The organism is Prochlorococcus sp., from assembly GCF_965655815.1.
In the GTDB taxonomy this organism is placed as follows: domain Bacteria; phylum Cyanobacteriota; class Cyanobacteriia; order PCC-6307; family Cyanobiaceae; genus Prochlorococcus_A; species Prochlorococcus_A pastoris.
Window position 1 is genome coordinate 500,552 of sequence record NZ_CBFHHZ010000001.1, and the last position, 25,857, is coordinate 526,408.

The following is a 25,857-nucleotide window of genomic DNA, read 5'->3' on the forward strand; positions in this document are numbered from 1 at the left end:
ATTATATTATCTATATAAAATATAAAAAGTTGATGATTAGATAATGCAATCTGGCAATAAAGAATCTTTTTTAAATTCTGCCCAAAAATCGATATTGATATTATTTTTTGCTCTAATTATTTGCTCTGTGCTTGTATTGAAAAGTTTTATATTTCAACCCACTTTTCTTCTTAAGAAATTTGGACAATTATCTATTGATCCTGAAATAGCTTTTACAAATAATAAACCTACTTTTCTTGAGTTTTATGCAGATTGGTGCGAAGTTTGTAAGGAAATGGCTCCAAAAGTTGATGATATTAAAAAAAAATATGAAAAAGATATTAATTTTGTTTTTTTAAATGTAGATAATCCAAAATGGGAAAAATACATAAGAAATTTCAATGTTAATGGAATTCCACAAATAAATATTTTTGATAATGATTCCAATTTAGAACTCACATTTATTGGAAAACAGGAAGAAGAAACTATAAAAGAATCTCTCGATAACTTATACGATAAATTTAGAGGTGATTCACAAATTCTAAATTCAGAATTCTCAATAATCAAAGCCAATAAAAATTATCAATCCTCTCCAAGAAGTCATGGATAAATTTATTTCCAATTCAATGCTTCAGATACAGATGGAAAATATTTGATAAATACTTTCTTACAGTCTTCAGCTATTTCCATATGTTCTTTTTGTGTTCCCTCTTTTGATCTTAGCTGTATATAATGAATCCAAGACCTGCAGGAACCAGTCATATAGATTCTTGTTGGGGTAGCTAAGGGCATAATAAATCTAGCGCATTCCTTTGCAATACCTTCATCTAGCATCTCTTCGTATAGTTTATTTGCTTCTTGAAAGTGTTTTGAAATTTTTTCTGAAAATTTTATTTTAAGTCCATCCGGTATGTCATCAATGCTATTTTGACGATTCTTTTGATCTTGCCTTCTTAAGTTTGGGATAGGAATTTCATTTCCTAGTAAACTAGTGTCAGCATATCTTTGTGAGAATTCTTGAAAAGTAAATGATCTATGTCTAAGAATTTGAGCCGCTATACCTCTATTAGTTTCGATTTTCAATGTCATGCATGATTGTTCAAAAACTGACCAGTGCTCATGTTGTATGCAATATCTTAATAATCCGGCGAATTTATCATTAGCCTGATTCGAAGGATTAGAGACTCTGGCGATGTAAGCCATTGTTTTTTCTGCCTCTGGAGTTAATGAAATTAGCTCAACTTTACTCATATTAAATTTTGGCTAAAGTAACCTGTTCTGGTTGATTTTGATACTTACCTTTTCTATCTTCATATGTTGTAGAGCAAGGATCACCCTCAAAAAATAATAGTTGACAAATACCTTCATTTGCATAAATCCTACAATCTGCACCGGAACTGTTGCTGAACTCTAATGTAAGATGCCCCTCCCAACCGGCCTCGGCTGGAGTTGTATTTACTATAATTCCGAGACGAGCATAAGTACTTTTACCGATACAAATCACGGTAATATTTTCTGGTACTTTCATTTTCTCTAAAGCAACTCCTAGGCCGTAAGAATGAGCAGGTAAAATAAAAAATTCACCATCTTTATCTTCGTGAAGAATGGTTTTTTCTAAATTATCAGGATTAAATTTCTTTGGATTCATAACAGTTCCCGGGACATGCTTAAATATTAAAAACTCTTTAGAAGAAAGTCTTAAATCATAGCCATATGAAGAACATCCATAACTTAAAACTGCATTTTTTTTATTATTAGGATCTAGATGTCTGACTAAATTTGATTGAAAAGGATTTATCATGCCTTCAGAAGCTTTTTGGTTTATCCAGAGATCATTTTTGAGCATAATTTCTATGAGCGAAGTTCTGTAATTTGGTCAGCCATTAACAAGAAATTTTTTGGAATGGATGTACCAGTAAGGATTACATCTCCTGATATAAATCGGTTTTCAAGTGTTGAAATCAAATCATCTTTACTGATAATATTCATCTCGACAGCTAGAAAAACTTCATCAAGAATAATTTGATCATATTCTCCATAAAGTAATTCTTTTTTGCAAAAATTCCATAATTCTATTATTGAATTATTAATAGATTTAGAAATATTATTGTTTATGTTTTCTGGCTCATATTGATCATAAGAATTAGAAGATCTTATCCAGGTAAGATTACCGCAAAGTTTTTGAGCATTGGAAATTCCTTGTTTTACGCCTCCCTTCATTAGTTGAACTAAAAGTACTTTTCTTCCTAAAGCTGCATTTCTTAGTGAATCTCTGATAATGGATGAATAACTGCCTCGATATGAAGATTGATAAATCTGAATTTGACCATTTTGATTTATGTTTCTTAATTTAAATTCTTTATTTTTATTTATGTTTACAACTTCATGATTACTTGTTAGATAACTATTTGACGAACTGGCTACCATTATTTTGAATTTACTTTTCTATATTAAGTATAGTTAGAATTTTATAACACTGCATATAGTGTAATTTTCCTTAAAGTAGCTTCTTAGAATAAAGAATTTTTTTTATAATAATTTAAAAAAAAATATAAGAATTGAAAAGTGTTACTGTTGATACAAGGTATTTCTTGCTGTCTTCTTAAGTTTTTTAATAGTAAAGATATTTATGTCACCTGCTTCTAGAGGATTCAGCCGCTTAACTCCGCAACCTTCCGGACAAAATACTATTAATACTATTGGTGAACGTTTTCCGATTAATAGAACATTAATGGAAGTCATAAAAGGTCTTGAAGGAGCTAGTACAGAAATGGTTGAGAGATCGAAAACAATATTTTTCCCAGGAGATCCTGCTGAAAGAGTTTATTTAATAAGAAGAGGAGCAGTAAGGTTATCAAGAGTTTATGAATCAGGAGAAGAAATTACTGTTGCATTGTTAAGGGAAAATAGCCTTTTTGGAGTTTTATCTCTCCTAACTGGACATAGGTCTGATCGTTTTTATCATGCTATTGCTTTTACAAGAGTTGAAATGATTACAGCTCCTGCAAATTCTGTTTTGAGAGCAATTGAAGCAGATGCATCCGTTGGTCTACTACTCTTGCAAGGCCTTTCAAGCAGGATTCTACAAACAGAAACAATGATAGAAACTCTTACACATAGAGACATGTCATCTCGCCTAGTAAGTTTTTTGATGGTTTTGTGTCGAGATTTTGGAGTGGCAAGTGAAAAGGGTATTACTATTGATTTGAGACTTTCTCATCAAGCTATAGCAGAGGCAATAGGTTCTACAAGAGTTACCATTACAAGATTATTAGGAGATTTGAAAGATTCAGGATTACTAACTATTGAAAGAAAGAAGATTACAGTTTTTGATCCAATAGCACTTTCAAAAAGATTTAATTGATATTTAATCAATCAATTCTCTATTATGATGAGTATGAAATATTTAAATATATAAATATATTGTGTCTGGTTGGCTTTTCATTATTTTCTTATTACTACTTGGAGGTTTAATCTCAACGTTAGGTGACTTATTAGGTTCTAAGATAGGTAAGGCTAGATTAAGCATTTTAAAGTTAAGACCAAAAAAAACTGCAATTTTAATTACAATTTTGACAGGCAGCCTGATAAGTGCTTCATCTTTGTTCTTAATGATATTAGTAAATAGACAGTGGAGAGTAGGGCTATTTAGGTTAGGAGATTTACAGAAAAAACTTCAAGAAAGTAAACAAGTTTTGATACCTTTAGAAAAAGAAAGAGAAAAACTAGAAAATAAAATAAAAGCTAAAGAGACTGAATTTAAGCAATTAGAAAGGAATATAATTGCATTAAGAAGCGGGAAATTTGTAATAAGAAGTGGGCAATCTTTAATTATTTCAGAGATAAGTTCTTCTAACCTAGAAGATATTAAATCTAAAATAGAAAATATTATTATTAATGCCAATAGATATACTCATAAGATAGTTAAACCAAAAAATAAAGAAGTTTCCAATTTATTGTTATTGAGAAAAAATCATATAGAAGATATTCAAAATACTATTTTAAATGGAGGTAATTGGGTAATTAATATAAAATCTGTAAGGAATGTTTTAACAGGAGAAAATTTTGTGTATGCTTTTCCTGAAATAACAGAAAATAAGATAATAGTTAGAAAAGGTGAAAAAATAACAAGAATTGACTTCAAACAAGAAGATTTTAATAAAAAAGATTTTGGTGATAAGGTAAATTTTCTTCTATCTTCTAGTTTGGCCGAAATCAAGAGAAGAGGTTCACTTATAAATGAAATTAAATTGCGAGGCGATTCTATAAAAGAATTAAAAGACTTCTTAAATAAAAATGATAAAACTAATTTTGAATTAGAAGTAGTCTCTTTGATTAACAGTAAGACTGCTCAACCAGTGGTTGTTGAACTAAATATAAATTATCCATAATCTTAGATGTCTAGAGTTATATCTATTGATCCAGGGATATCTAAATGTGGAGTGATAATAGCGGATATCAAAGAAAAAAAAGTGTATGAAGCAATAGTTATTAAAAGTCATCTACTTTTTAAATATGTTAAAAAAAAATATCAAAGCGGAAAAAACGTTCAGTTGTTAATTGGTAATGGAACAAGTAGTAAAAATTACATAAAATATTTAAATCAGTTTGATCCTAATTTGATTATTGCTGAAGAAAAAAATTCAACTTATAGGGCTAAAGAAAGATATTTTGAAATTTTCCCCTTAATGGGCATAAAATGTTTTTTACCAAGAGAGATATTTATTTTGAATAAAAATTTAGATGCATTAGCTGCTTTAATTATTATGGAAGATTATTTCAAAATTAAATTTGATGTAAGTGAAAAACTTAAGACTAAAACTTGGCTGAAATAATGAATTTATATTCATTTCCTGCTTCAAGTTCATAATCTTTCTTTAAAAAAAATCTCAATAATGAATCTTCAATTAATGCTCTGCCTAAAGGTGGGTTTACAAACAAAACTCCTTTTCCAAATGACCATGTGAAGGACCACTTGAAATCGCTTGCTTCCACAACTCCTTTTACTTCTTTTTTGGTGAAACAATATTCTTTAACACTTACATGTGCAGTTGTCTCAGGCTTCTCTTTCATTTATAAGTTTTCTTCTCTATGGAAGGAATTTAATTCACTAATAATATAATCTTCATTTTTATCATTTAGTTCTATGAGTGATTCGATTAATTTTTTATAAACTCTATCCAAAGTAAAACTTTCTTTTGAAGATATATTTCCTAAGACATGGGAAATAGTATTGAAGGTTTTCTTTCTTTCATTAACGGGTGGGGATCCTATACCTATTTTTATTCTATTAAAATTTTCAGTCTGCAATTTATTAATGATATCTTTAAGTCCATTATGTCCTCCAGAACTTCCTTTTTTCCTAAATCTAATTTTACCTAGGGGTAGATCAATATCATCAACTATTATAAAAAGACGATCCAAATCTATTTTGTACCAGTCCACTATCGCCCTTACAGCATTTCCACTGTTATTCATAAAAGTGTTTGGCATAAATAATCTATAAGTAAATTTATTTATTTTGAATTCTGAATAATAACTTTTAAGCTTATTTTTCAAAGTAAATTTAGAATCGTATTTTTCCGAAAAATTTTCAAGTAGTAAAAAACCAATATTATGTCGATTTTTAATATATTCTTTACCAGGATTCCCCAAACCAATTATAAATTTCTCATTACTATTCATAATTACAATTTTATATGTAAATTTTTATAAATTATAAAATAGAAACTTAATAAGGGTTTTCAATTGTGAATGAGAACACAAAATAAAGATTTTATTTTCTTATTTAATGAAATTATAAATTTTTACCTATTTACAAAATATTTACATAATATAAATTTAATTACTCTACAAAAATAATTTAAAGTAATTTAAGAATTTTAATTGCCATTCCAATCGACTGAGAATCCCTGAAGGAGTAAAGATTGGTTATAAATTTGTAGGAGAATAACAAGAAAAACTAGTAAAAGTAAACCTATTACGGTCATAATAGGAACAGCTCCCCATCCAGGAACAACTTTTCCTTGACCTGAATTTCCAATAGCTTTTAAAAGAGTTCCTAATGCAGTTTTTTGGCCCATAGTAATTTCTCTAAATCAAATATATTTCGTTATTGTATAAGAGTTAATACATAAATTGTTTACAAATTTACTAAAATTGATGCAAACTTTATCATCCGCACCAGATCCTGCAGTTTCTGTAGCAGTTACAATACTGGCTGTACTATTAGCTTTAACGGGTTTTGGACTATGGACAGCTTTCGGTCCAAAAGCGGCGAAACTAACTGATCCCTGGGACGATCATGATGATTAGGGTTTTTTAACTAAGATTATAAATGTAGAAAGTATTTCAAAATTTACCAAAAATACAAAAAGTAAACCTTTTCACATGATTTAAATATAAATTTAATAGGATATAAATCTGTTAGTAATTGCAATTCCATGCTCGCCTTAAAAATTTCAGTTTACACAATCGTTTTTTTCTTTGTAGGAATCTTTCTATTTGGTTTTTTAGCTAGTGATCCTACAAGAACACCTAATAGAAAAGACTTAGAAAGTCCTCAAGATTAATTTCCTCTTTTAATTTGTTCAACATTTTGAAGATTAGAAAACTAATTAAAGCTATATTCTTTGTTTCCGCATTAATAAACTTAACTCCTTCGAGTAAAGCAACACAATTTTTTGCTATTGATTCAAAAAATTTTTCTCAATCAAAAAGCGTCAATTGGATTAATAATGTTTTTCCAAAAAACATAAATGTTTCCAGTAAAACACCACTTCCAAGATCTGAAAATAACGATAAAAGTAATTCTAAAAATGAGATCTTACATCCTTATAAGGATGGGTCGCAAACACTTTTAGCCAACTCTTTTGATGACAAAAACGAGTTAGAGATCCAATCTGAAATACAATCTGAAGAAAATAATATTTTAAAGGCAAAGGGCAATGTTCTTGTTTTTTATCAAGGTAAAATTCTTAAAGCAGACAGTCTAATTTATGATAAAAGGCAAAAGACTGTAAGTGCTAGAGGAAATATTTCTTTGAGTATTGGTGAGCAACTATTCAAGATGAATAGATTTCAATATGATTTCAATAGTAAGAAAGGTTATTTGTTCGATGTCAAAGGATTAATAAAAACAGATAATCTTATTGATGATTTGTTTTCTAATGTTGAAACTTCAGATATTAAAAATATTGAAATTTCAAAAGAGATATTTAAGGAAAAAGTTTTAAATACCCCTGGAGCTTTAAAAAATTGGATATTCTTAACGGATAAAATAGAAATTGATGGAAAAAAATGGAAGAGTGAAAAAGCTATTTTTACTAATGATTTAATTGAATTAAAGCAAGTTAAGATAGAGATCAATTCACTTGAAGTTATCTCTAGAAAAGACCAATTAAGATTCAAGTCTTCTTTAAATTATTTAATTTTGGATGATAAGATTTCAGTTCCCTTCTGGTTTGGTGAAAGGACTTTGACGAAATCAGGAGAAAGTTTTTCTTTTGAAAATAGATGGAATATGGGTTATGACAATGTGGATAAAGATGGCTATTTCATTGGTAGAAAATTAAATTCAATAAATTTATTTGATGATTTTGTTCTTGATTTAGAACCACAATTCTTAATACAAAGATCACTTCAGGGGCATACCAAAAGTTTTGTAAGTAAGGGAGATTCAATAACTGCTGATAAGGTTAAGAGAGATGCATATTGGGAAGACTATTTTGGTTTTAATTCCCAAATTAAAGGAAAAATTAGTAATTGGAATTTGGAAATAGATAAGCAAATAAATTCTTTTGATCCTGATGAATCTCCAAATTCTTTACGAGTTAAGTCTAATTTAAGTAAAGAAATTTCTTTTTTAAACTCAAAATGGGATAAAAGTTTTTTTGGAGTTTTTAGAGATAGGGTTTGGAACGGATCGTTAGGTGAATCTGAAGTTTATACAGGCTATGGTTCCAAACTAGAAAAACAAAATACTTGGGAAGTTAATGGTATTACTAAATCTGAAACTTTATCTTTAGGGTTGGGTAATTTTAAAAGCGAAACTTTAAATAGTAAGAATCTGGTTACTAGTATCAAAGGTAGTTTATTTTATTCATTAGATCAAAAATTACCACTAAATGTTAATAAGGCTTCAAACAAATTTATTGATAGTTCGTTTAAATATATTTCTGAGCCAATAAACAAAGGGCTTAGTCTTAATACTAGTTTAGAATTATTTTATGCTTTTTATAAAAATGGCAATAATCAACAATACTTGGGTTTTGGTGCTGGACCTGAATTTATTTTAGGGGATTTACAAAAAAAATATTTTGACTATACGAGAATAAGTATATTACCTTTTTATAAGATAAAAAGTGGAGATAGTTTATTTAAATTTGATCAAATTGCTGATAAATTTACCTTAGATATTGCCTTTGACCAACAATTATTTGGACCACTTATTCTTAAAAGTAATGCTAGCCTAAATTTGGATAGTGATTCAAAAGATTATGGTGATTTTATAAATTCTAAAATCTCATTAAATTGGAGAAAAAGATCTTATGAATTTGGAATTTTTTATCAACCTCATGATGAAGCAGGAGGTATTTCTTTTACATTATTTGGCTTCGAATAGCTATTAGAAACTAGAATTAAAATTTATATAAGGTAAATCATTTAATTTGTTTTCAATTAAATCCTTATTTTCAAGTAGTTTTGAAGTGGCATCCCATTCTCCAGTTAAAAACATTTTTTTTGAAGTTTCTTTTATTTCAAGATTAAATTTCAATTTTTCTCCTTTTGCAGTGGATTTGAAAAGATCAATCTCTAAGAATAAATTCTTAATATCCAGATATTTTTGGATTTCTTTTATCGATTTCTTTGGAAGAGTAAAGCATGGAACTCCAATTGCAATACAGTTACTATAAAAAATATCTGCAAAACTTTCTCCAATTATGGCTTTTATTCCCCATCTCATCAATGCTTGAGGAGCATGCTCTCTGCTTGAACCGCATCCAAAATTACTATTAACAATAAGTATTGTAGCTCCTTTATTAGTCTCTAAATCAAAGGGGTGATTCCCTTTAAGAGTTTTGCGATCATCATCAAAAACAGATTTACCTAAGGAATCAAAATCAATACATTTAAGAAATCGAGCAGGAATTATTCTGTCGGTATCAATATCATCTCCAACTAATGATATACATTTCCCATTTATTTGAGAAAAGTTTCCTATTGGAGGTTTGAATTTGAAACTCATTTGTTAATAAAATCTCTTACGTCACTAACTTTTCCTGTAATTGAAGCAGCGGCAACCATTGCTGGACTCATTAGAAGCGTTCTTCCATTTGGAGAGCCTTGTCTCCCTTTGAAATTTCTATTGCTAGAACTGGCACTTACTTGATTCCCAATGAGTTTGTCTGAATTCATTGCTAAACACATTGAACAACCAGGCTCTCTCCACTGAAAACCTGCTTTTATAAATATTTTATCAAGACCTTCCTCTTTTGCTTCTTTTGCAACCTTCTCTGAGCCTGGAACTACAAAAGCTTTTATGTTTTTTGCTACTTTTTGATGTTCCAATACTTGAGCGGCAACTCTTAGGTCACTTATTCTTCCATTCGTACAACTCCCAATAAAACAAACATCAATGGGGGTATTCTTAATTGATTGTCCAGGTTTGAAACCCATATATTCATATGCCTCTCCAGCAATAAATTGGTCGTTTGGATCTATCTCGTTTAATGAAGGAATTTTTTGATTTACGCCGATACTTTGTCCAGGCGTAATACCCCAGGTAATAGTTGGTTCTACTTTAGAGGCATCTAGCTTGAATACATCATCATAAATACAATTATCACTACTTTCTAATGATTTCCACCAATTAACAGCCTTTTTCCAATTTTCATTTTTAGGCGAGCATAATTTATCCTTCATATAAGTATAGGTTTTTTCATCAGGATTTATGTAACCGCATCTTGCTCCTCCTTCAATGGACATATTGCATATAGTCATCCTTTCTTCCATAGATAATGCACTTATGGCAGGACCTGCAAATTCATAGGCATAACCTACTCCTGCTTTTACTCCGAGTTGATTAATTATATGTAGTACTAAATCTTTAGCATAAATTCCATTTGATAATTTATTTTCACACCAAATTTGTCTGACTTTGAGCTTATTCATAGCTATTGTTTGACTAGCAAGTACATCTCTTACTTGGCTAGTACCAATACCAAAAGCAATTGATCCAAAGGCTCCGTGAGTTGATGTATGAGAATCTCCACAAGCAATAGTCATGCCTGGTTGGGTTAAACCAAGTTCAGGAGCTACTACATGCACTATTCCTTGATTACCACTTCCAATATTAAAAAATTTAATTTTGTGCTCGATACAGTTCTTTTCTAGAGTGTCGATCATTTGTTCTGCCAGATTATCTTTGAAAGGCCTGCTTTGATTATCTGTTGGCACAATATGATCAACTGTAGCTACAGTTCTTTGGGGGAATTTTACTTTTAAATTTTTATCTTTTAAAGCTCCGAATGCTTGCGGGCTAGTAACTTCATGAATAAGGTGCAGACCGATTAAGATTTGATCTGAGCCACCAGGAAGATTTGCAACTTTGTGTAAATCCCACACTTTATCAAATAAGGTATCTTGACTCAATTTGCAAAAAAGTTACTTACTACTAGATAATAAGATTAATCTAAGGCTGTTTAAACACACATTTACACTTAGTCTTTGAATTTCAATTCTATTTCTTGTTGAGCTAAATATTTTTTTAATATTGGTCATGTGACCATTTGGTCCTGCAATTGAGATATAAACTAATCCAACAGGCTTCTCTTTATTACCTCCTCCTGGACCGGCAATGCCACTAATTGCGATAGACCAATCTGAATTTAGTTTTTCTTTTGCATTAATTGCCATAGTTTCTGCAACCTCTTCAGAAACAGCACCAAATTTTTTTATAAGATTTTCTGGAACATTTAATAATGATTCTTTAAGGTTATTACTGTAAGAAATAATACTGCCTTTAAATACTTGTGATGAGCCTGGTATTGATGTGATTGAAGAGGAGAGAAGACCTCCTGAACAGGATTCTGCAAAAACTAGAGATTCTTTTCTTTTAATTAATTCCTTTATTAATACGCTTGATAAATTATCATCGTTTTCACCAAAAATAAATTCGGAAAACTCTTTTTTCAATTTTTCTTTAATTGGGTTAATTATATTTTTTGCTTCTGATTCATTTTTAGCTCTTGCTGTTAGTCTGAGCTTAACTTCTCCTAAGTTAGCGTATGGCGCGACAGTAGGGTTTTTTAGTTTTAGAAGATTATCAATCTTTTCTGAAATAGTAGACTCTCCTATACCAGAAAATTTAAGAGTATTTGAAAAAAATATATAACCATCTGAAAAATTATTTTTAATATAATTAACTGCAGTTTCTTTCCACATTTCTTTCATTTCAATTGGCACTCCTGGAAAAGTTAGGATGGTAAATCCCTCAATTGGTTTCCATATCATGCCAGGAGCAGTGCCTCTAGTATTATTAATTATTTGAGCATCTTTTGGAAAAAAACATTGTTTTTTTAAACTAGACTTATTGAGATTTGAACCTGAAATTGAAAGCTTTTTTTTTATTTGATCCCATAAATATTCTCTTTCAGAAAGAGTTGCATTAAAAGATTTAGCTATTGCCTCAGTAGTTAAGTCATCTGGAGTAGGTCCTAGACCACCTGTAGTAATTAATAAATTACTTCTTGAAGATATTTCTTTAATTAGTTTAGTAATCCTTTCAGAATTATCTCCAACAGTTGACTGTCTAAAATGATTTAGTCCTAAAGTTGATAACTCCTCAGAAATCCATTGAGCGTTAGTATTTACTATATTTCCTAAAAGTAACTCAGTTCCTATAGAAAGAATTTCAACCCCTTTACAGTTAGGATCATTTGATTGATGCTTCAAGTTTGAATTCATAAAGAGGAAAACGATTACATAAAGTTAATACCCTTTCCTTGCATTTTTTTTCTATTAATAAATCATCTGGATTGAGTAATCTATCAGCAATAATTTCACCAACTTCAACAAAAGCATCATCATTAAAACCTCTAGTAGTTAGAGCTGCAGTGCCCAATCTCAACCCACTTGTTACAAAAGGTGATTCAGGATCAAACGGGACAGTATTTTTATTTGCTGTTATGTTAACTTCACTTACAAGTAAGTCAGCAACTTTACCAGTCATATTAATACTTCTTAAGTCAAGCAATACAATATGATTATCAGTACCTCCACTAACAATATCTATTCCTCTTTTAATTAAAGTTGAAGACAAAACTTTTGCATTATTGATAACCTGTTTTGAGTAATTAATAAAGTTGGGCTGTAAAGCTTCTCCAAAGGCAACAGCTTTAGCTGCGATAATATGTTCTAAAGGCCCACCCTGAGTTCCAGGGAACACAGATTTATCAAATTTCTTTCCAAATTCCTTATCTTTACATAAAATTAATCCTCCTCTTGGACCTCTCAATGTCTTATGTGTTGTCGTAGTTACCACATCACAATAAGGAATTGGATTAGGGTGTAGTTTGGTTGCTACAAGTCCTGCAATATGAGCAATATCAGCCATTAAAAAAGCTCCAACTTCATCAGCGATTCTTCTGAACGACTCGAAATCAATTTTTCTTGGATAAGCAGAATATCCACAAATAATTAGTTTTGGTTTTGTAGCTAATGCAATATCTCTAATTTCTTTAAAATTCAATTTATTAGTTTCTTTATCAACTCCATAGTGAACAGCATTGAACCACTTTCCGCTCATATTGACTGGGGATCCGTGGGTTAAATGTCCTCCATGCGATAGATCCATTCCTAATATAGTGTCACCAGGTTTAAGTAAACTTAGAAAAACAGCTGCATTTGCTTGTGCTCCACTATGGGGTTGAACATTGGCCCAGTCTGCATCAAAAAGTTGTTTTGCTCTTTCGATTGCTAGTTCTTCTATCTCATCTACAAATTCACAACCACCGTAATATCTTTTTTGTGGAAGACCTTCAGCGTATTTATTTGTTAAAACCGAACCCTGAGCCTGCATTACAGCCATTGATGCAAAATTCTCACTAGCGATCAATTCAAGATGCGTTTCTTGTCTATTTTTTTCGGAATTAATTAAGTTGGATATGATTGGATCACTTTCTTTAAGATTTTGAAGAATATTCATTAAAATAAAGGGAACTTTAAATTAAATATAGACGATATTTTGAAAGAAAATGTAAAAAAATTATTTCATAATTTTTAACGCGCCTGGAGAGATTCGAACTCCCGACACCCTGATCCGTAGTCAGGTGCTCTAATCCACTGAGCTACAGGCGCATATTTATGTAATATCTCTGGTCCTGGGTCTCTTAGTCAACAAGATTTCAGTTAAACTATTCAATATTAACAATCTAAATTCATAATTATGCCGATTAAATGGTATGGCAATGGTGATTCAGAAGACCCTATTTACAAACATTTTTCCAGAATAGTAAATTTTGTAATTCATTGTATGGTATTCACTGCAGTCGTAAGTGGAACTTGGCTTTTTAAAGAGATTAAACATGACTTAGCTTTTTTTAATAATTTTGCAATTGTATGGGCAGTCATTCTCTCATCGCATTTACTTTTTGTATTTATAAAAAAACCTAAGGATTATAAAAAACAATCAACTTAAGTTTTTATTATGAATTCTCAGATGCAAATCAGTGATCTAGAAAATATTATTTCAGAAAAAATTTTTATAAAAATAGAAAAATGGAATCTGTATCTTGGAGATGCTGGTTTAGCTAGAAATCTTGCTTTGGAATGTATTAGTAATTTAGATAAAGGTAGTCAGCAGGCTGCAAAATTAGGCTTAGAAGCTATTAAGGTAAAAATTGGAGATGGAAATCAAACAATTCTTTTGTCTAAGTTGATAACTGCAGCACAAATTTGTGATTTAGAGGAAATACTTGATAATTTATGATTCTTAATCATATTTTGATTAGTGGATTTAATTTATTAACCCCGAATATCTTGGTTATCGAAAAATAAATAATCAAAAAAGCCAACAATCCCATAACTAATATAAATAGCTCCCAAACGTTCGAATTTAATACATTTATATCCTTGATAACTGAATAACAAATTGTGCTTGTGATAGAGCAGGCTAATGAAATAAGAACAAATTTTTTTAATAAAATAATTTTAGGGATTTTTATTCCATAAGTATTAAAGTTTGTAGTAAGAAAAATACAAATAATTAAGTTAACTATTCCTGAAGAAAGGATTATACCTATAACACCAAAATTATAAGGAGATAAGTTTCCATAATTAATAGTTGGAGCTCCTACTAGAAACCAATCGAAAAAAACATTTAGTATTATTCCAGCGAAAGATAATTGAAAGGGTAACTTTGGGTTCTCAATTGCATAATAAGCTCTAACTAATAAATCTCTGTAGAGATAAAAGGGAATTCCAACAGCATAGGCAATTAAAATATTTTTTACTAAAAATACGGCTTCGGAATTAAAAGCCCCTCTTTGAAAAATAAATTGCACTAATTGATTATTAAATGTGATAAAAAAACCAGTCAAAAAAATAGTTGTTAAAAAACAATATTCTATTCCTGAGATTAAACTTTTTTCTAAGTTTCTATTATCTTGCTTACTATTGAATTCAGAAAACTTTGGAAGTAGTGGCAAAATCAAAGCGTTTGATAAAACTCCAAGTGGAGCTTGTATAAGAAAATTGCCGTAGGCTAATCCCGATGCGGCACCTTGAAAGCTTGAAGCAAAAAACATATCAACAAAAACATTAATTTGCCCTAAACCTGATGAAATTGTTGCAGGAGCGATTAATTTGAAGATTCTTTTTTCTTCATTTTTAAATAAATGCCAAGCCGAATTAAATCTAAATAAGCCGATCTTATTGATTTCCCAGCACTGAACAGCAAATTGTATACAAGTACCTGTTAAGGTCGCTTTGGCTAGTAATCCTGAATAAAACAAATAATTAGAATTTGTATTTTGATGACTAAAGATCCAACTGGCTGAAATAAATAAAATTGTTGTCAGACTTGTTAAAGCTGGACTTATGCTAGATATGAAAAATTTATTTCTTGAATTTAAAGCTCCAAAACTCAACCCTATAAAAGCAGAAAGAGGAATACAAGGAGTTAAGATTTTTAATTGATAAGTTGCGATAGATTTAGCTTCATCACTTAAATTTGGGGCTATAAAGTTTATTAGAAAACCTGAATTAAAATATACAACTACTCCTAGAATAAAAAATAACAAACTTAGTTTAATAATTACTTTTGTTAATACGAGGCCCCCCTCTCTACTCTTAAGTGGAGTTAGTACTGCTACAACTGCATTATGTAATGGGCCATTAATTCCACCAATAATAATGAGTAAAAAACCTGGAATTATGTAGGCGTAGTTATAGGCGTCGTATGTTATTCCAATTCCAAAGGCTGCAGCGATAAATATTTGTCTTATAAAACCCGCAACTTTACTTAGAGATGTGGCAAACGAAATTGAAGCCACATTATTTTTAAAATATGAATGCATTTGATATTGAGTTAAATCTTTTCAAGAAGATTTAGATTCCATTATATTTTGTTTCTAATCTAGTTCACACTTTATGAATGATCGAATAATTGAATTTGAACCATTAATTGAAGGTATTTTAATTAAAAGATATAAAAGATTTCTCGCTGATATTCAGATTGCAAATGGAGAAATAGTTACTGCCCATTGTGCTAATACAGGCCCGATGAAGGGTCTTTTAAACGAAGGAGCTAAAGTAAGAATTAGCTTTTCTTCATCAACTACAAGAAAGCTACCTTGGACTTGGGAACAAGTAAAAGTAACAGGAAGTGATAACAAAGAGGTTTGGGTTGGGATAAATACATTATTTGCAAATAAATTGATTAGAAAAGTTCTTGAACAAAACCTATTCAAAGATAAACTCGGGGAGATAGCTAAAATCAAGTCTGAAGTACCTTATGGCAAAGATAAAAAAAGTAGAATTGATTTTCTTTTAACTCCAAAATCTTCAAATCCTGATAATCGTAACATTTATGTTGAGGTTAAAAATACTACTTGGACAAAAAATAATGTAGCTCTTTTCCCTGATACGGAGACGAAAAGAGGACAAAAACATTTAATAGAATTAAAAGGCTTAATTCCTGAAAGTAAAAGTGTTTTAGTTCCTTGCATTACAAGAAATGATATAGATTATTTTGCCCCTGGAGATGAATCAGATCCATTGTATGGATTGCTTTTTCGAGAATCAATTAGTGCAGGTATGTTACTGATGCCATGCTGTTTTGAGTTTCATTCAGATCATGTAGCTTGGAAAGGATTTAAACCCTTAAAATTAAATTAATTTTTTGGGATTTTTAAGTTGATTTAGAAAAAATACCTAAATTTAACAAAGATTTTTTGGGATGCAACAATTAAATTGGTATAAACGACTACTAGACATACATAAGTTTTCTGAGCAAAATTATATATGAAAGGAAACAGGACCTCCTGTTTTTTTGCAGACTAATTTTTTATTTATGACCACTGCTTTGCAAACGCCTCAAAGGCGCTCTAGGTCCAAGCTTCAAGATGCAAGTCTTGTTAATGGACCTATGCTCCTTTTGAGGAGTATTCGTGGGTTCAGTTCAAATCGCTCAATGTTGTGGCTTGCAACTGTCCCTCTAGCTTTGTTTGGTTTAGGTATCTTTAATCTTTCAGCTCACGCAGCTGATTTACCTGAGTTGAATGCAGCTTTTCTAGCTAACAATTTATGGCTTTTGATCGCTACAATTTTAGTGATCTTCATGAACGCCGGTTTCGCTATGGTTGAAGCGGGTATGTGTCGGTCTAAAAACGCCGTCAACATTCTTGCTAAAAACCTTTTCGTATTTGCTTTAGCTGTAACCTCTTATTGGTTTATTGGCTACTCATTAATGTACGGAGGAAGTGTTGCTGACGGATGGCTATATTTTGGAGGCTTATTTTTTGATCCCACAGTAACAGCCGATATGGTTACTGATGCTGGATTAGTTCCAACAGTTGATTTCTTATTCCAGTCTGCTTTTGCAGGTACTGCAGCAACTATCGTTTCTGGTCTTGTTGCTGAAAGAGTTAAATTTGGTGAATTTGTTGTTTTTGCGATTGTATTAACAGCATTTATTTATCCAATTGCTGGTAGCTGGAAGTGGAATGGTGGTTGGCTTGATTCTCTTGGTTTCGTTGACTTTGCAGGTTCTTCAATTGTTCACTCAGTTGGAGCATGGGCAGGTTTAGTGGGGGCTATGCTCCTAGGACCAAGAATCGGTAAATACTCCGATGGAAAGCCACAGGCTATGCCTGGTCACAATATGGCTATTGCTACTTTAGGTGCTTTAATTCTATGGATAGGTTGGTACGGATTTAATCCTGGTTCTCAACTTGCTATGGATCAATGGGTTCCATATGTCGCTGTAACTACTACTCTTGCAGCTGCAGCTGGGGCTATTGGAGCAACTATTGTTTCTACTTTAACTTCCGGAAAGCCAGATCTTACTATGATCATTAACGGTATTCTTGCTGGTTTGGTAAGTATTACTGCAGGTTGTGGTGACATGACTCTTGCGGGAGCTTGGTTCGCTGGACTAGTTGGCGGTATTATCGTTGTATTCTCCGTTGCAGCACTTGATGCAGCTGAAATTGACGATCCTGTTGGTGCATTCTCTGTTCACGGAGTTTGTGGTGTATGGGGTACCCTCGTTATTGGTCTTTGGGGAACTGCAGTTCAAGGAGATGGAGCAGGTATGGGTTTGTTCAATGGTGGTGGTATTAATCTACTTCTTGTTCAAGCTCTTGGTGCAGCAGCTTATGCTATCTGGACACTAGTTACTTGCTGGATCGCTTGGTCTATCATCGGAGGATTATTCGGAGGAATTCGTGTATCTGAAGAAGAAGAGACTCAAGGTTTAGATATTTCAGAGCATGGTATGGAATCATATCCAGACTTTGCATCTGCTAAATAAACTAAATTTAAGTAAATTAAAGAAATCTGACTTATGTCAGGTTTCTTTTTTTTTGCAATAAATTATTAAAAATGTTGTAATATCAAAAATATGGACACTCAAGCTTTTAGAAGATCTCTTCATCATTCGGACAGATATAACCGAAGAGGTTTTGACTCTCCCACTAAAAGAGCCCAAGCTTTAGAAGAAGCTTACCAAAGTGATTTAATCAACTCAATTAGAAATAATAGTTTTACATATAAAAAAGGGAGATTAAAGATAAAATTAGCTCAGGCATTTGGTTTTTGTTGGGGAGTTGAAAGAGCTGTTGCAATGGCCTATGAAACTAGAAGACATTATCCTAATGAGAATATTTGGATAACAAACGAAATAATTCATAATCCCTCAGTTAATGATCATTTAAGAAAAATGAATGTTAAATTCATTTCAGCAAAAAATGGTATTAAGGATTTTTCTTTGGTTTCAGATGGAGATGTGGTTATCTTGCCAGCTTTTGGTGCTACTGTTCAAGAAATGAAACTTCTTCATGAAAAAGGTTGTCATATTATTGATACAACGTGCCCTTGGGTTTCAAAGGTGTGGCATACGGTAGAAAAACATAAAAAACATACTTTTACATCTATTATTCACGGTAAATTTAAGCATGAAGAAACTCTTGCTACTAGTTCATTTGCGGATAAATATCTTGTAGTACTTAATCTTGAGGAGGCAAATTATGTCTCAGAATATATTCTTGGTAGAGGGAATAAAAATCATTTTCTTAATAAATTTGCTCAGGCTTTTTCCCATGGATTTGATCCAGATAATGATTTAGATAGAGTTGGAGTTGCTAATCAAACAACGATGTTAAAAAGCGAAACAGAGGAGATAGGAAAAGTTTTTGAAAAAACAATGCTGCATAAATTTGGTCCAGAAAAATTAAATAGTCACTTTTTAGCTTTCAATACTATTTGTGATGCTACAGAAGAAAGACAAGATGCGATGTTTTCATTAGTTGATGAAGATTTAGATATCCTTGTGGTAATTGGTGGATATAATTCTTCAAATACAACTCACTTGCAAGAGATAGCTATAAATAAAAATATTTCTTCTTTTCATATTGATACACCTGAAAGGATTTCAGTTAAGGAAAATTCTATTCTCCATAAACCACTTAAATCTGAAATGGTTTTGAAAAAGAATTTTATTCCTGAGGGAGAAATTAAAGTAGGTATTACTTCTGGAGCTTCTACTCCAGATAAGATAGTCGCTGATGTTATTGAAAAGTTAATTGCTATTACTAAGTAAATATTAATTTTTCTGCATAATTTTTAACTTTATTAAATACATATCACCAAAAGATCCTCGTTATTACCTAGAATAACCAAAAATAATTTGGAAGTATGGAAGACACAACACAATCTAATCGAGATCAAACAGCTAAAATGAATGCTTCAAAGGCTCCTCAAAAGGTGGAAGTTGTTGTAGCTAATCCCTCTACGAATTCAGAGGTCAATATATTAGGTGAATTATCAATATTTATTTTAAGGATTGGTTTTAGTGTTTTGATGATTCATCATGGCTTGGAAAAGCTTCAAGATCCTCAAGGCTTTGGAGAATTTGTTGTAGGTAAATATTTCCCATTCTTACCAGGAGATCCTGTCCTCTGGACGTATGGAGCCGCTATTACTCAATTAGTTTGCCCATTAGGATTAGCATTAGGAATTTTTGCAAGACTTAGCTCTCTTGGACTTTTCTCTACGATGGCATTTGCTGTTTATTTTCACCTTTTAGATACAGGTTTAGAGGGGTTTCCATTAGCAGTAGTTGAAGGTCATAATTATGCTTTTGAACTTTCATTCATATACGGAGCTATCTCTCTTTATTTCTTATGTGCAGGACCAGGAAGATTAGCACTTCTTCGTAAGACAAATAAAATCACTTATTATCCAAAATCAAATTGATTTAGTGCAGAAAATGCCTCTTCTTTGTAAATACCATAGAAATACCTTTTAGATTGCACATTTCAATACTTTCTTCATCCCTTATACTTCCCCCTGGTTGAATAATTGAACTTATTCCATATTCATTAGCAAGCTCTACTGTATCTGCAAATGGGAAGAAACCATCGCTTGCTAAAACGCCTCCTTTACCATTCTCTTTAGCAGCTTGCAAAGCTATTTTTGAAGCCCCAACCCTGTTCATTTGTCCAGCTCCTATGCCAAGAGTTTGTTGATCTTTTGCAATCACAATGGCATTTGATTTAACGTGTTTGCAAATTTTCCAGGCAAAACTCAAATCTAAATAATCTTGAGTACTTGGAATTTTTTTAGTAACTGGAATCCAACTTTCACTTTTTTCTTCATTATTATCAGTATCTTGAACGAGTAATCCTCCCATTATTGATTTAGTAGAAGTTTGGTTCTTTTTTGGGATTTGATCTTTTGAAAATTTTAAAATTCTTAAATTCTTTTTGATTTTTAAAATTTCTAAAGCCTCTGCATCAAAAGATGGAGCTACGACGCATTCTAAGAAAACATCTTTGAGTTTAATTGCGGTTTCACTATCTACATTTGAATTAAAAGCAACTATTCCTCCAAATGCACTAACTGAGTCACATTTCAAAGCATTCAAAAATGCTTGAGAGGCTGTATTACTAATAGAAGCACCACAAGGATTATTATGTTTTAAAATGACAGTTCCAAATGTGTCTGTTATAGGTTCATCTTTTCCTTCATAGCCAAATTCTAAAATTGTTGAAAGTGCCGACTCAAGATCCAATAGATTGTTATAACTTAACTCTTTCCCTTGTAACTGCTCTGCTGAGTTCCATCCACTATTATTCAAACCATACCAAAAAGCTTTTTGATGAGGATTCTCCCCATATCTTAAGGTTTTGATTAGTGGATAAGATTCAATATATTTGGAAGATTGTAAACCTCTTTCTTTTCTTATCCAATTAGATATCGCAGTGTCATAGTCAGCTGTATGTTGAAAAGCTTCAAGTGCTAATTTTGCTTTATATGTTGCTTTTAACTCCCCTTTTTTACTCTCTTCAAGAAATTCTTGATATTGACTAGGATCGACTAAAACGGAAACGTCTTTATGATTTTTAGCCGCAGAACGAATCATTGATGGTCCTCCGATATCAATATTTTCAATAGCATCTTCCCATTTGGATCCCTTCTCAACAGTTTTCTTAAAAGGATATAAATTGACAACTACTAATTCAATTAGTTCAAGATCGTAAGCTTCTATATCTTTTTTATGTTCCTCATCTGTTCTTTTAGCTAATATTCCTCCGTGAATTTTCGGATGTAAAGTTTTAACTCTTCCTCCAAGTATTTCTGGAGAATTAGTAAAATCTGCGACTTTAATAACTGGAATTTTTGCCTCCATTAGATGTTTGGCAGTGCCTCCACTTGATAGAATTTTATAATTAAATTTTTCTACCAATTCTTTACAAAATGGGATTATATTTTTTTTATCCGAGACACTTACAAGAGCTAATGGTGACATTATTGAAAAGTTTGCTTACTTAAGAATATAAACATGAAATATGATATTGATCATGAATTTGTCGGGATTAGTTCTCAAACCGCAACTCATAGAATAATTTTGCTACATGGCTGGGGAGCCGATGCAGATGACCTTCTAACGCTTGGAAAGGAGATTATAGAAAAAATAAATCTTGATTTTGAAGTAATTTCTTTGAGGGCTTCTGGATTACATCCAAGTGGTCAGGGAAGACAGTGGTATCAATTGTACCCTCATGATTGGGAGGGGGCTGAGGTTGAAGTAAATAAACTTTTAGCTACATTAAAAAAATTTGATACTGATCAGATTTCAATAGGAAATACAATTTTGTTGGGTTTTTCTCAGGGGGCAGCTATGGCAATTGATGCAGGATTTAAATTAAAATTAGGATTAATAGTTGCTTGTAGTGGTTATCCCCACCCAAACTGGGCTCCAGGAGAAAAATGCCCACCATTAGTTATTAGTCATGGTTTATTTGATGACGTGGTGCCTATAGATGCTTCAAGAATTATTCATGAAACGGTAAAAAGTAATTCTTCTAAATTTTGTGAATTAATAGAATTTAATGGATCCCATCAAATTGATCCAAATTTAATTGATTTTATAAGTTCAAATATAAATAATTTTTTTTAAACGAAAGCATATTCGTATTCTTCAATCTCTTCCCAATCATCTGCAGTAAGTTCTAGACCTTCAAATATTTTTTCTTCACCAATTCCCTCAACTACGACTTTTAGTGATGGAAATAGAAAATGATTTTCTTCAGCATATTGGGCGCTAAATAAACCTTTTTCACCCCAAAAAAACCTATCAGTGGTATGTTCATTTCTTCGAACATTGAAAACTGAAGGGGCAGACAAAGCATTTTCAGCTATAAATCTTCTTGCAGCTGTAACTGGTTTATGTTTGCCAGTTTCGATATGATAAATAGGTACATGTGCCATTACTCTTTGGCCAGCCAACCTTCTTCTGCTGATTCTTTTTCTCTTTTTTGACATTGATTGGTACTCCTAGAATTATTAATGAGATTAGTCTTATTTATTTTTACTAATCTTATATCTGTGATTTTGAATTCACTTAAATTACATAGAGGACCCATCAACCCCTGATGTAGCTTAAAATATGATTAAATGTTCATATTTAAGGCTGGCTAAAGTCAGACCTCTTTATATATCTTAATACTTTTTTCATATTTTACAAGTCCTTTTTCAGATTTTTTTTTAAATTTCACTAATTATGAAGCTCTCAAAAAAATTTGAAGAATTAATCATAAAACAGCTAGAGAGCTTTGGTTGCTCAATGGGGGTGACTCATTTGGTTATGTATCTTGCTTCAACGGAGCAAGGAACTAAAGCATCTTTTGAAATGATTGGTCAATGGCCACAAATTGATAGGCTTCTGATATCAGTAGAAGATGATCCTTCACTAAAAGTTTCTTCTCCTAATAGAAGATGGTACCCGCTTCAAGAAAACGATATCCTACTTGGTGTCCTTAGGGTAGAAACTGATTTAAAAGAAGGGAATTGGCCAGTATCTCTTGACTCTAGATTAAAAGCACTTTCACTATCTTTAGCTAAATGCGTTTCTATCGAATTAGAGCGTCAAAATAAAAATGAAGAAATTAATTATTTAAAAAATCAGGTCAATGTCATAATCCATCAATTGAGGAATCCATTGGCTGCTCTTAGGACATATGCAAAATTACTAATAAAAAGACTTGGTTCAGATGATGACTCTATTGAAATAGTCGAACGCATGATAACAGAGCAAAAACAAATTAATAATTATATGGACTCTTTTGCTCAATTAAATTCAGCTATTAAACTTCCTCTAGAAATTGGAGAGGAAAGATTATTATTACCACCAAATTTAGATAACAAAAAGCTAATAACTGTCCAGAGTTTATTGAGGCCAATTTTAGAAAGGGGTCAAGCTAATGCGAACTTAGAGAATAGAGATTGGACGGAACCTTCTCTTTGGCCAGATTGGACTTTATCGCCATTAAAGTCTAAATATGCTGTAATTGCTGAAATTGTGGCTAATTTATTAGAAAATGCGTTTAAATACGCCCAAAAAGATGCTGAGATTGGACTCACCATTATGAGTAAAGGTCTGTGCATATTTGATGATGGTAAAAAAATAACCAAAATTGAAAATGAGAAGATTTTTCAAAAAGGCTTTCGAGGATCTGCGGCTAAGAAGAAGGATGGTACTGGTGTTGGACTTTTTTTAGCGAGGAAATTAGCAAAACAAATTGGTGGAGAGTTGAGATTGCTTGAAAACTCCTCAATTAATGATGTAAAGGAATTAAAAAGTCTTAAGAAGAAGAATATTTTCTATTTAGAACTTCCTATAAAAGAATTGCATTCATAAATAACATTGTAGTTTCTACTAGTACAACACTCGCACCACAAGCATCTCCATTGAAGCCTCCAATTTTATTCCCAAGTATGTTTGGAATAGAATAACTAAAAAAAATACCAATTAAAATTAGAAATAAAAATTTAATTAATATTGCTTGGGATGTAATTGAAACAAATTGGTATGCGATGAAAATTAAAAGAAAAACAATGGAAATCAAAGATTCTTTTTTAAATCCATTCCAAAACTGTTTGTGACTAATAGATTTTTTCTTGTAACTCCTATATTTAAACTTTTCTATAAAAAATAAATTTGAAAATCTTCCCCAAAATAAGCATATTGGCAAAACAATAATTATTTGGTTTTGAATTTTGAGTATGCAAGCAATCTGAATTAAAGTTATAAAAAATAAAGATTGAACACCAAAGGATCCAACTTTACTGTCTTTCATAGCTTTTAAACGTTTCTTTTTACCCGCGAAAATACCATCGAAAGTATCCATTAAACCATCGATGTGTAGACCTCCTGTAATTAAATATCCTGAAGCTAAACAGATTAAAGTAGATGCATAAATAGACCAAGAGTTTACGCTTAAAAAAATAAAAATATAACTCTGTATTGTTCCAATAAAAAATCCCAAAGGCGGCGCAAATTGTGCAATATTTTTAAATTCGGGATTAATTAAAGGTATCTTTGGAAATGTCGTATAGAAAATCCAAGATCCAGCTAAATTTTTTATTAAATATTTTTTGATGAGATAAAAATAGATTCAATATTAAATAATAGGGTAGATTATTAAAAAAGGATCAAAAAATTTTATAAATTATCGTGTTTGAATTTGAAATTAAATCGAATTGTAGTAATACAGAGGCAAGAACTGGTATATTTCATACCCCAAATGGTCAGGTAAACACTCCAAGATTTATGCCTGTGGGTACTTTGGCAACGGTTAAAGGAATTTCATCTAAGCAGTTAATCTCTACAGGATCGGAAATGATTCTTTCGAATACCTTTCATCTTCATCTGCAACCTGGAGAAAAACTAGTTAAAGAATCTGGTGGAATTCATAAGTTTATGAATTGGGATAAACCTATTCTTACTGATTCAGGTGGATATCAAGTTTTTAGTTTGGCCAAATTAAATAATATTTCTGATAAAGGTGTGGAATTTAAAAATCCAAGAGATGGTAGTCATGTATTTTTATCACCTGAAAAAGTAATGCAGATTCAAATGGATCTTGGTTCTGATGTTGCTATGGCTTTTGATCATTGCCCTCCGCACACAGCTAACGAAAATGATATTGAGGACTCCTTACAAAGAACTCATTCATGGTTGCAAAAATGTGTTCAGACTCATAAGAAATCAAATCAAGCATTATTTGGAATAGTTCAAGGTGGTAAGTATCCAAGATTAAGAGAACATAGCGCAAAATTTACAAGTTCTTTTGATCTACCTGGAATAGCGGTAGGAGGTGTCAGTGTTGGAGAGGCAGTCGAAGAAATACATAGTGTAATTAATTACGTCCCGAAATTCTTACCAATAAATAAACCAAGATATTTAATGGGAATTGGCTCTCTAAGAGAAATTTCTTTAGCTGTTGCAAAAGGATTCGATATATTTGACTGTGTTTTGCCTACAAGACTGGGAAGACATGGGACTGCATTTTTTAACGATGAAAGATGGAATATACGTAATGCCCGCTTTAAAAATGATTTTTCTCCAATAGATAAAACTTGTAAATGTGAAACTTGTAAATCGTACTCTCGTGCTTACTTACATCATTTAGTAAGAAATGATGAAATATTAGGCCTAACGCTTATAAGCCTACATAATATTTCTCATCTAATTCGATTTACAAATGCAATTTCTGCTGCAATTAAAGATAATTGTTTTACAATAGATTTCGCTCCATGGAAAAGATCCTCTATTGCTCACCATACGTGGTAACGTCTTAACATAATTAATTA

Annotated in this window: 30 protein-coding genes and 1 tRNA gene; 16 read left to right on the forward strand and 15 right to left on the reverse strand. The window is 31.5% G+C overall.

Annotated features, from left to right (window positions below):
- Nucleotides 1-43: 43 nt before the first annotated feature.
- A complete protein-coding gene (locus ACTF45_RS02600; RefSeq protein ID WP_288346530.1) occupies nucleotides 44-589 on the forward strand; it encodes a thioredoxin domain-containing protein in 546 nt (181 codons plus the stop codon).
- 2 nt (nucleotides 590-591) lie between these two features.
- Here the strand turns inward: ACTF45_RS02600 and thyX are convergent, their stop codons facing one another.
- The 3 genes from thyX to ACTF45_RS02615 are packed head-to-tail and all read right to left on the reverse strand — an operon-like array spanning nucleotide 592 to nucleotide 2,406.
- Nucleotides 592-1,230: an FAD-dependent thymidylate synthase gene (gene thyX, locus ACTF45_RS02605; protein ID WP_438949302.1), complete on the reverse strand. Its 639-nt coding sequence runs from the start codon at nucleotides 1,228-1,230 to the stop codon at nucleotides 592-594.
- A gap of 1 nt (nucleotide 1,231) precedes the next feature.
- Nucleotides 1,232-1,825 carry a dCTP deaminase gene (gene dcd / locus ACTF45_RS02610; RefSeq protein WP_288346528.1) on the reverse strand — a complete coding sequence of 198 codons (594 nt, stop codon included), beginning with the start codon at nucleotides 1,823-1,825 and terminating at the stop codon, nucleotides 1,232-1,234.
- A gap of 5 nt (nucleotides 1,826-1,830) precedes the next feature.
- Nucleotides 1,831-2,406: a cob(I)yrinic acid a,c-diamide adenosyltransferase gene (locus ACTF45_RS02615; protein WP_288346527.1), complete on the reverse strand. Its 576-nt coding sequence runs from the start codon at nucleotides 2,404-2,406 to the stop codon at nucleotides 1,831-1,833.
- Nucleotides 2,407-2,608: 202 nt separating this feature from the next.
- Between ACTF45_RS02615 and ntcA the strand changes: the two genes are divergently transcribed.
- The 3 genes from ntcA (at nucleotide 2,609) to ACTF45_RS02630 (ending at nucleotide 4,814) form a co-directional block, all read left to right on the forward strand.
- A complete protein-coding gene (gene ntcA / locus ACTF45_RS02620; protein ID WP_011131884.1) occupies nucleotides 2,609-3,343 on the forward strand; it encodes a global nitrogen regulator NtcA in 735 nt (244 codons plus the stop codon).
- A gap of 61 nt (nucleotides 3,344-3,404) precedes the next feature.
- Nucleotides 3,405-4,370: a DUF3084 domain-containing protein gene (locus ACTF45_RS02625; RefSeq protein ID WP_438949303.1), complete on the forward strand. Its 966-nt coding sequence runs from the start codon at nucleotides 3,405-3,407 to the stop codon at nucleotides 4,368-4,370.
- Between the two features lie 6 nt (nucleotides 4,371-4,376).
- Entirely contained in the window at nucleotides 4,377-4,814 is a 438-nt protein-coding gene (locus tag ACTF45_RS02630) for a hypothetical protein (RefSeq protein ID WP_438949304.1), read from the forward strand.
- Here the strand turns inward: ACTF45_RS02630 and ACTF45_RS02635 are convergent.
- From ACTF45_RS02635 to psbH, 3 genes are all read right to left on the reverse strand, one after another.
- Nucleotides 4,795-5,052 carry a DUF3146 family protein gene (locus ACTF45_RS02635; RefSeq protein WP_288346524.1) on the reverse strand — a complete coding sequence of 86 codons (258 nt, stop codon included), beginning with the start codon at nucleotides 5,050-5,052 and terminating at the stop codon, nucleotides 4,795-4,797. The two genes, ACTF45_RS02630 and ACTF45_RS02635, sit on opposite strands and share 20 nt — an antisense overlap.
- Nucleotides 5,053-5,664 carry an aminoacyl-tRNA hydrolase gene (pth, locus tag ACTF45_RS02640; protein ID WP_438949305.1) on the reverse strand — a complete coding sequence of 204 codons (612 nt, stop codon included), beginning with the start codon at nucleotides 5,662-5,664 and terminating at the stop codon, nucleotides 5,053-5,055. It lies immediately after the preceding gene.
- A gap of 197 nt (nucleotides 5,665-5,861) precedes the next feature.
- Nucleotides 5,862-6,062 (reverse strand): photosystem II reaction center phosphoprotein PsbH, encoded by a 201-nt coding sequence (gene psbH / locus ACTF45_RS02645; protein WP_011131889.1) that lies wholly within the window; start codon nucleotides 6,060-6,062, stop codon nucleotides 5,862-5,864.
- Between the two features lie 79 nt (nucleotides 6,063-6,141).
- Between psbH and psbN the strand changes: the two genes are divergently transcribed.
- The 3 genes from psbN to ACTF45_RS02660 all read left to right on the forward strand — a co-directional run bounded on the left by psbN (nucleotide 6,142) and on the right by ACTF45_RS02660 (nucleotide 8,602).
- On the forward strand, nucleotides 6,142-6,294 hold the full coding sequence (psbN, locus tag ACTF45_RS02650; RefSeq protein WP_011131890.1) for a photosystem II reaction center protein PsbN: 153 nt from the start codon (nucleotides 6,142-6,144) through the stop codon (nucleotides 6,292-6,294).
- A gap of 128 nt (nucleotides 6,295-6,422) precedes the next feature.
- Nucleotides 6,423-6,551 (forward strand): photosystem II reaction center protein I, encoded by a 129-nt coding sequence (locus tag ACTF45_RS02655; protein ID WP_002805124.1) that lies wholly within the window; start codon nucleotides 6,423-6,425, stop codon nucleotides 6,549-6,551.
- 26 nt (nucleotides 6,552-6,577) lie between these two features.
- The gene (locus ACTF45_RS02660) at nucleotides 6,578-8,602 is read left to right on the forward strand and encodes a DUF3769 domain-containing protein (protein ID WP_438949306.1); all 2,025 of its coding nucleotides are present in this window, start codon (nucleotides 6,578-6,580) and stop codon (nucleotides 8,600-8,602) included.
- Between the two features lie 3 nt (nucleotides 8,603-8,605).
- On the opposite strand, the gene leuD is transcribed toward ACTF45_RS02660, so the two are convergent.
- The 5 genes from leuD to ACTF45_RS02685 form a co-directional block, all read right to left on the reverse strand.
- Nucleotides 8,606-9,226, reverse strand: coding sequence for a 3-isopropylmalate dehydratase small subunit (gene leuD, locus ACTF45_RS02665; RefSeq protein WP_438949307.1), 621 nt, complete (start codon nucleotides 9,224-9,226; stop codon nucleotides 8,606-8,608).
- Nucleotides 9,223-10,632, reverse strand: coding sequence for a 3-isopropylmalate dehydratase large subunit (gene leuC, locus ACTF45_RS02670; protein WP_438949308.1), 1,410 nt, complete (start codon nucleotides 10,630-10,632; stop codon nucleotides 9,223-9,225). The genes leuD and leuC overlap by 4 nt, the downstream gene beginning before the upstream one ends.
- Before the next feature lie 12 nt (nucleotides 10,633-10,644).
- Nucleotides 10,645-11,946 carry a competence/damage-inducible protein A gene (locus ACTF45_RS02675; protein WP_438949309.1) on the reverse strand — a complete coding sequence of 434 codons (1,302 nt, stop codon included), beginning with the start codon at nucleotides 11,944-11,946 and terminating at the stop codon, nucleotides 10,645-10,647.
- Nucleotides 11,915-13,186, reverse strand: a complete 1,272-nt coding sequence (glyA, locus tag ACTF45_RS02680; protein ID WP_288346518.1) for a serine hydroxymethyltransferase — start codon at nucleotides 13,184-13,186, stop codon at nucleotides 11,915-11,917. Before glyA ends, ACTF45_RS02675 begins: the two co-directional genes overlap by 32 nt.
- A gap of 78 nt (nucleotides 13,187-13,264) precedes the next feature.
- Nucleotides 13,265-13,338 (reverse strand) — tRNA-Arg (locus tag ACTF45_RS02685).
- Nucleotides 13,339-13,426: 88 nt separating this feature from the next.
- Between ACTF45_RS02685 and ACTF45_RS02690 the strand changes: the two genes are divergently transcribed.
- Both ACTF45_RS02690 and ACTF45_RS02695 read left to right on the forward strand, forming a co-directional pair.
- Nucleotides 13,427-13,678: a hypothetical protein gene (locus tag ACTF45_RS02690; protein WP_438949310.1), complete on the forward strand. Its 252-nt coding sequence runs from the start codon at nucleotides 13,427-13,429 to the stop codon at nucleotides 13,676-13,678.
- Nucleotides 13,679-13,687: 9 nt separating this feature from the next.
- Entirely contained in the window at nucleotides 13,688-13,969 is a 282-nt protein-coding gene (locus ACTF45_RS02695; protein ID WP_288346517.1) for a DUF3181 family protein, read from the forward strand.
- Nucleotides 13,970-13,976: 7 nt separating this feature from the next.
- Here ACTF45_RS02695 and murJ read toward each other — a convergent pair whose 3' ends face one another.
- Nucleotides 13,977-15,557, reverse strand: coding sequence for a murein biosynthesis integral membrane protein MurJ (murJ, locus tag ACTF45_RS02700; RefSeq protein ID WP_288346516.1), 1,581 nt, complete (start codon nucleotides 15,555-15,557; stop codon nucleotides 13,977-13,979).
- Between the two features lie 73 nt (nucleotides 15,558-15,630).
- Here murJ and sfsA point away from each other — a divergent pair, with 73 nt between their 5' ends.
- The 4 genes from sfsA (at nucleotide 15,631) to ACTF45_RS02720 (ending at nucleotide 19,956) form a co-directional block, all read left to right on the forward strand.
- On the forward strand, nucleotides 15,631-16,377 hold the full coding sequence (gene sfsA, locus ACTF45_RS02705; protein ID WP_288346515.1) for a DNA/RNA nuclease SfsA: 747 nt from the start codon (nucleotides 15,631-15,633) through the stop codon (nucleotides 16,375-16,377).
- Between the two features lie 175 nt (nucleotides 16,378-16,552).
- A complete protein-coding gene (locus ACTF45_RS02710) occupies nucleotides 16,553-18,013 on the forward strand; it encodes an ammonium transporter (RefSeq protein ID WP_011131900.1) in 1,461 nt (486 codons plus the stop codon).
- Between the two features lie 90 nt (nucleotides 18,014-18,103).
- The gene (locus ACTF45_RS02715; protein ID WP_288346514.1) at nucleotides 18,104-19,300 is read left to right on the forward strand and encodes a 4-hydroxy-3-methylbut-2-enyl diphosphate reductase; all 1,197 of its coding nucleotides are present in this window, start codon (nucleotides 18,104-18,106) and stop codon (nucleotides 19,298-19,300) included.
- 95 nt (nucleotides 19,301-19,395) lie between these two features.
- Nucleotides 19,396-19,956, forward strand: coding sequence for a DoxX family protein (locus ACTF45_RS02720; RefSeq protein ID WP_288346513.1), 561 nt, complete (start codon nucleotides 19,396-19,398; stop codon nucleotides 19,954-19,956).
- Between the two features lies 1 nt (nucleotide 19,957).
- On the opposite strand, the gene purH is transcribed toward ACTF45_RS02720, so the two are convergent.
- The gene (gene purH / locus ACTF45_RS02725; protein WP_438949311.1) at nucleotides 19,958-21,511 is read right to left on the reverse strand and encodes a bifunctional phosphoribosylaminoimidazolecarboxamide formyltransferase/IMP cyclohydrolase; all 1,554 of its coding nucleotides are present in this window, start codon (nucleotides 21,509-21,511) and stop codon (nucleotides 19,958-19,960) included.
- Nucleotides 21,512-21,544: 33 nt separating this feature from the next.
- Between purH and ACTF45_RS02730 the strand changes: the two genes are divergently transcribed.
- Complete coding sequence (locus ACTF45_RS02730) at nucleotides 21,545-22,162, forward strand: alpha/beta hydrolase (RefSeq protein WP_438949312.1); 618 nt, start codon at nucleotides 21,545-21,547, stop codon at nucleotides 22,160-22,162.
- On the opposite strand, the gene ACTF45_RS02735 is transcribed toward ACTF45_RS02730, so the two are convergent.
- Nucleotides 22,159-22,527, reverse strand: coding sequence for a DUF3155 domain-containing protein (locus ACTF45_RS02735; protein ID WP_011819620.1), 369 nt, complete (start codon nucleotides 22,525-22,527; stop codon nucleotides 22,159-22,161). The genes ACTF45_RS02730 and ACTF45_RS02735 overlap by 4 nt on opposite strands.
- Nucleotides 22,528-22,765: 238 nt before the next feature.
- Here ACTF45_RS02735 and ACTF45_RS02740 point away from each other — a divergent pair, with 238 nt between their 5' ends.
- Nucleotides 22,766-23,902 carry a sensor histidine kinase gene (locus ACTF45_RS02740; protein WP_288346510.1) on the forward strand — a complete coding sequence of 379 codons (1,137 nt, stop codon included), beginning with the start codon at nucleotides 22,766-22,768 and terminating at the stop codon, nucleotides 23,900-23,902.
- Here the strand turns inward: ACTF45_RS02740 and ACTF45_RS02745 are convergent.
- The gene (locus ACTF45_RS02745) at nucleotides 23,880-24,629 is read right to left on the reverse strand and encodes an adenosylcobinamide-GDP ribazoletransferase (RefSeq protein ID WP_288346551.1); all 750 of its coding nucleotides are present in this window, start codon (nucleotides 24,627-24,629) and stop codon (nucleotides 23,880-23,882) included. The two genes, ACTF45_RS02740 and ACTF45_RS02745, sit on opposite strands and share 23 nt — an antisense overlap.
- Nucleotides 24,630-24,718: 89 nt before the next feature.
- Here ACTF45_RS02745 and tgt point away from each other — a divergent pair, with 89 nt between their 5' ends.
- The gene (tgt, locus tag ACTF45_RS02750; protein ID WP_288346509.1) at nucleotides 24,719-25,837 is read left to right on the forward strand and encodes a tRNA guanosine(34) transglycosylase Tgt; all 1,119 of its coding nucleotides are present in this window, start codon (nucleotides 24,719-24,721) and stop codon (nucleotides 25,835-25,837) included.
- Nucleotides 25,838-25,857 lie beyond the last annotated feature (20 nt).

Bases quoted from the DNA above. Each gene is read 5' to 3' on its own strand.
- ACTF45_RS02600 (WP_288346530.1), top strand. From the start codon at position 44: ATGCAATCTGGCAATAAAGAATCTTTTTTAAATTCTGCCCAAAAATCG.
- thyX (WP_438949302.1), bottom strand. From the start codon at position 1,230: ATGAGTAAAGTTGAGCTAATTTCATTAACTCCAGAGGCAGAAAAAACA.
- dcd (WP_288346528.1), bottom strand. From the start codon at position 1,825: ATGCTCAAAAATGATCTCTGGATAAACCAAAAAGCTTCTGAAGGCATG.
- ACTF45_RS02615 (WP_288346527.1), bottom strand. From the start codon at position 2,406: ATGGTAGCCAGTTCGTCAAATAGTTATCTAACAAGTAATCATGAAGTT.
- ntcA (WP_011131884.1), top strand. From the start codon at position 2,609: ATGTCACCTGCTTCTAGAGGATTCAGCCGCTTAACTCCGCAACCTTCC.
- ACTF45_RS02630 (WP_438949304.1), top strand. From the start codon at position 4,377: ATGTCTAGAGTTATATCTATTGATCCAGGGATATCTAAATGTGGAGTG.
- ACTF45_RS02635 (WP_288346524.1), bottom strand. From the start codon at position 5,052: ATGAAAGAGAAGCCTGAGACAACTGCACATGTAAGTGTTAAAGAATAT.
- pth (WP_438949305.1), bottom strand. From the start codon at position 5,664: ATGAATAGTAATGAGAAATTTATAATTGGTTTGGGGAATCCTGGTAAA.
- psbH (WP_011131889.1), bottom strand. From the start codon at position 6,062: ATGGGCCAAAAAACTGCATTAGGAACTCTTTTAAAAGCTATTGGAAAT.
- psbN (WP_011131890.1), top strand. From the start codon at position 6,142: ATGCAAACTTTATCATCCGCACCAGATCCTGCAGTTTCTGTAGCAGTT.
- ACTF45_RS02655 (WP_002805124.1), top strand. From the start codon at position 6,423: ATGCTCGCCTTAAAAATTTCAGTTTACACAATCGTTTTTTTCTTTGTA.
- leuD (WP_438949307.1), bottom strand. From the start codon at position 9,226: ATGAGTTTCAAATTCAAACCTCCAATAGGAAACTTTTCTCAAATAAAT.
- ACTF45_RS02675 (WP_438949309.1), bottom strand. From the start codon at position 11,946: ATGAATTCAAACTTGAAGCATCAATCAAATGATCCTAACTGTAAAGGG.
- glyA (WP_288346518.1), bottom strand. From the start codon at position 13,186: ATGAATATTCTTCAAAATCTTAAAGAAAGTGATCCAATCATATCCAAC.
- ACTF45_RS02690 (WP_438949310.1), top strand. From the start codon at position 13,427: ATGCCGATTAAATGGTATGGCAATGGTGATTCAGAAGACCCTATTTAC.
- ACTF45_RS02695 (WP_288346517.1), top strand. From the start codon at position 13,688: ATGAATTCTCAGATGCAAATCAGTGATCTAGAAAATATTATTTCAGAA.
- murJ (WP_288346516.1), bottom strand. From the start codon at position 15,557: ATGCATTCATATTTTAAAAATAATGTGGCTTCAATTTCGTTTGCCACA.
- sfsA (WP_288346515.1), top strand. From the start codon at position 15,631: ATGAATGATCGAATAATTGAATTTGAACCATTAATTGAAGGTATTTTA.
- ACTF45_RS02710 (WP_011131900.1), top strand. From the start codon at position 16,553: ATGACCACTGCTTTGCAAACGCCTCAAAGGCGCTCTAGGTCCAAGCTT.
- ACTF45_RS02715 (WP_288346514.1), top strand. From the start codon at position 18,104: ATGGACACTCAAGCTTTTAGAAGATCTCTTCATCATTCGGACAGATAT.
- ACTF45_RS02720 (WP_288346513.1), top strand. From the start codon at position 19,396: ATGGAAGACACAACACAATCTAATCGAGATCAAACAGCTAAAATGAAT.
- purH (WP_438949311.1), bottom strand. From the start codon at position 21,511: ATGTCACCATTAGCTCTTGTAAGTGTCTCGGATAAAAAAAATATAATC.
- ACTF45_RS02730 (WP_438949312.1), top strand. From the start codon at position 21,545: ATGAAATATGATATTGATCATGAATTTGTCGGGATTAGTTCTCAAACC.
- ACTF45_RS02735 (WP_011819620.1), bottom strand. From the start codon at position 22,527: ATGTCAAAAAAGAGAAAAAGAATCAGCAGAAGAAGGTTGGCTGGCCAA.
- ACTF45_RS02740 (WP_288346510.1), top strand. From the start codon at position 22,766: ATGAAGCTCTCAAAAAAATTTGAAGAATTAATCATAAAACAGCTAGAG.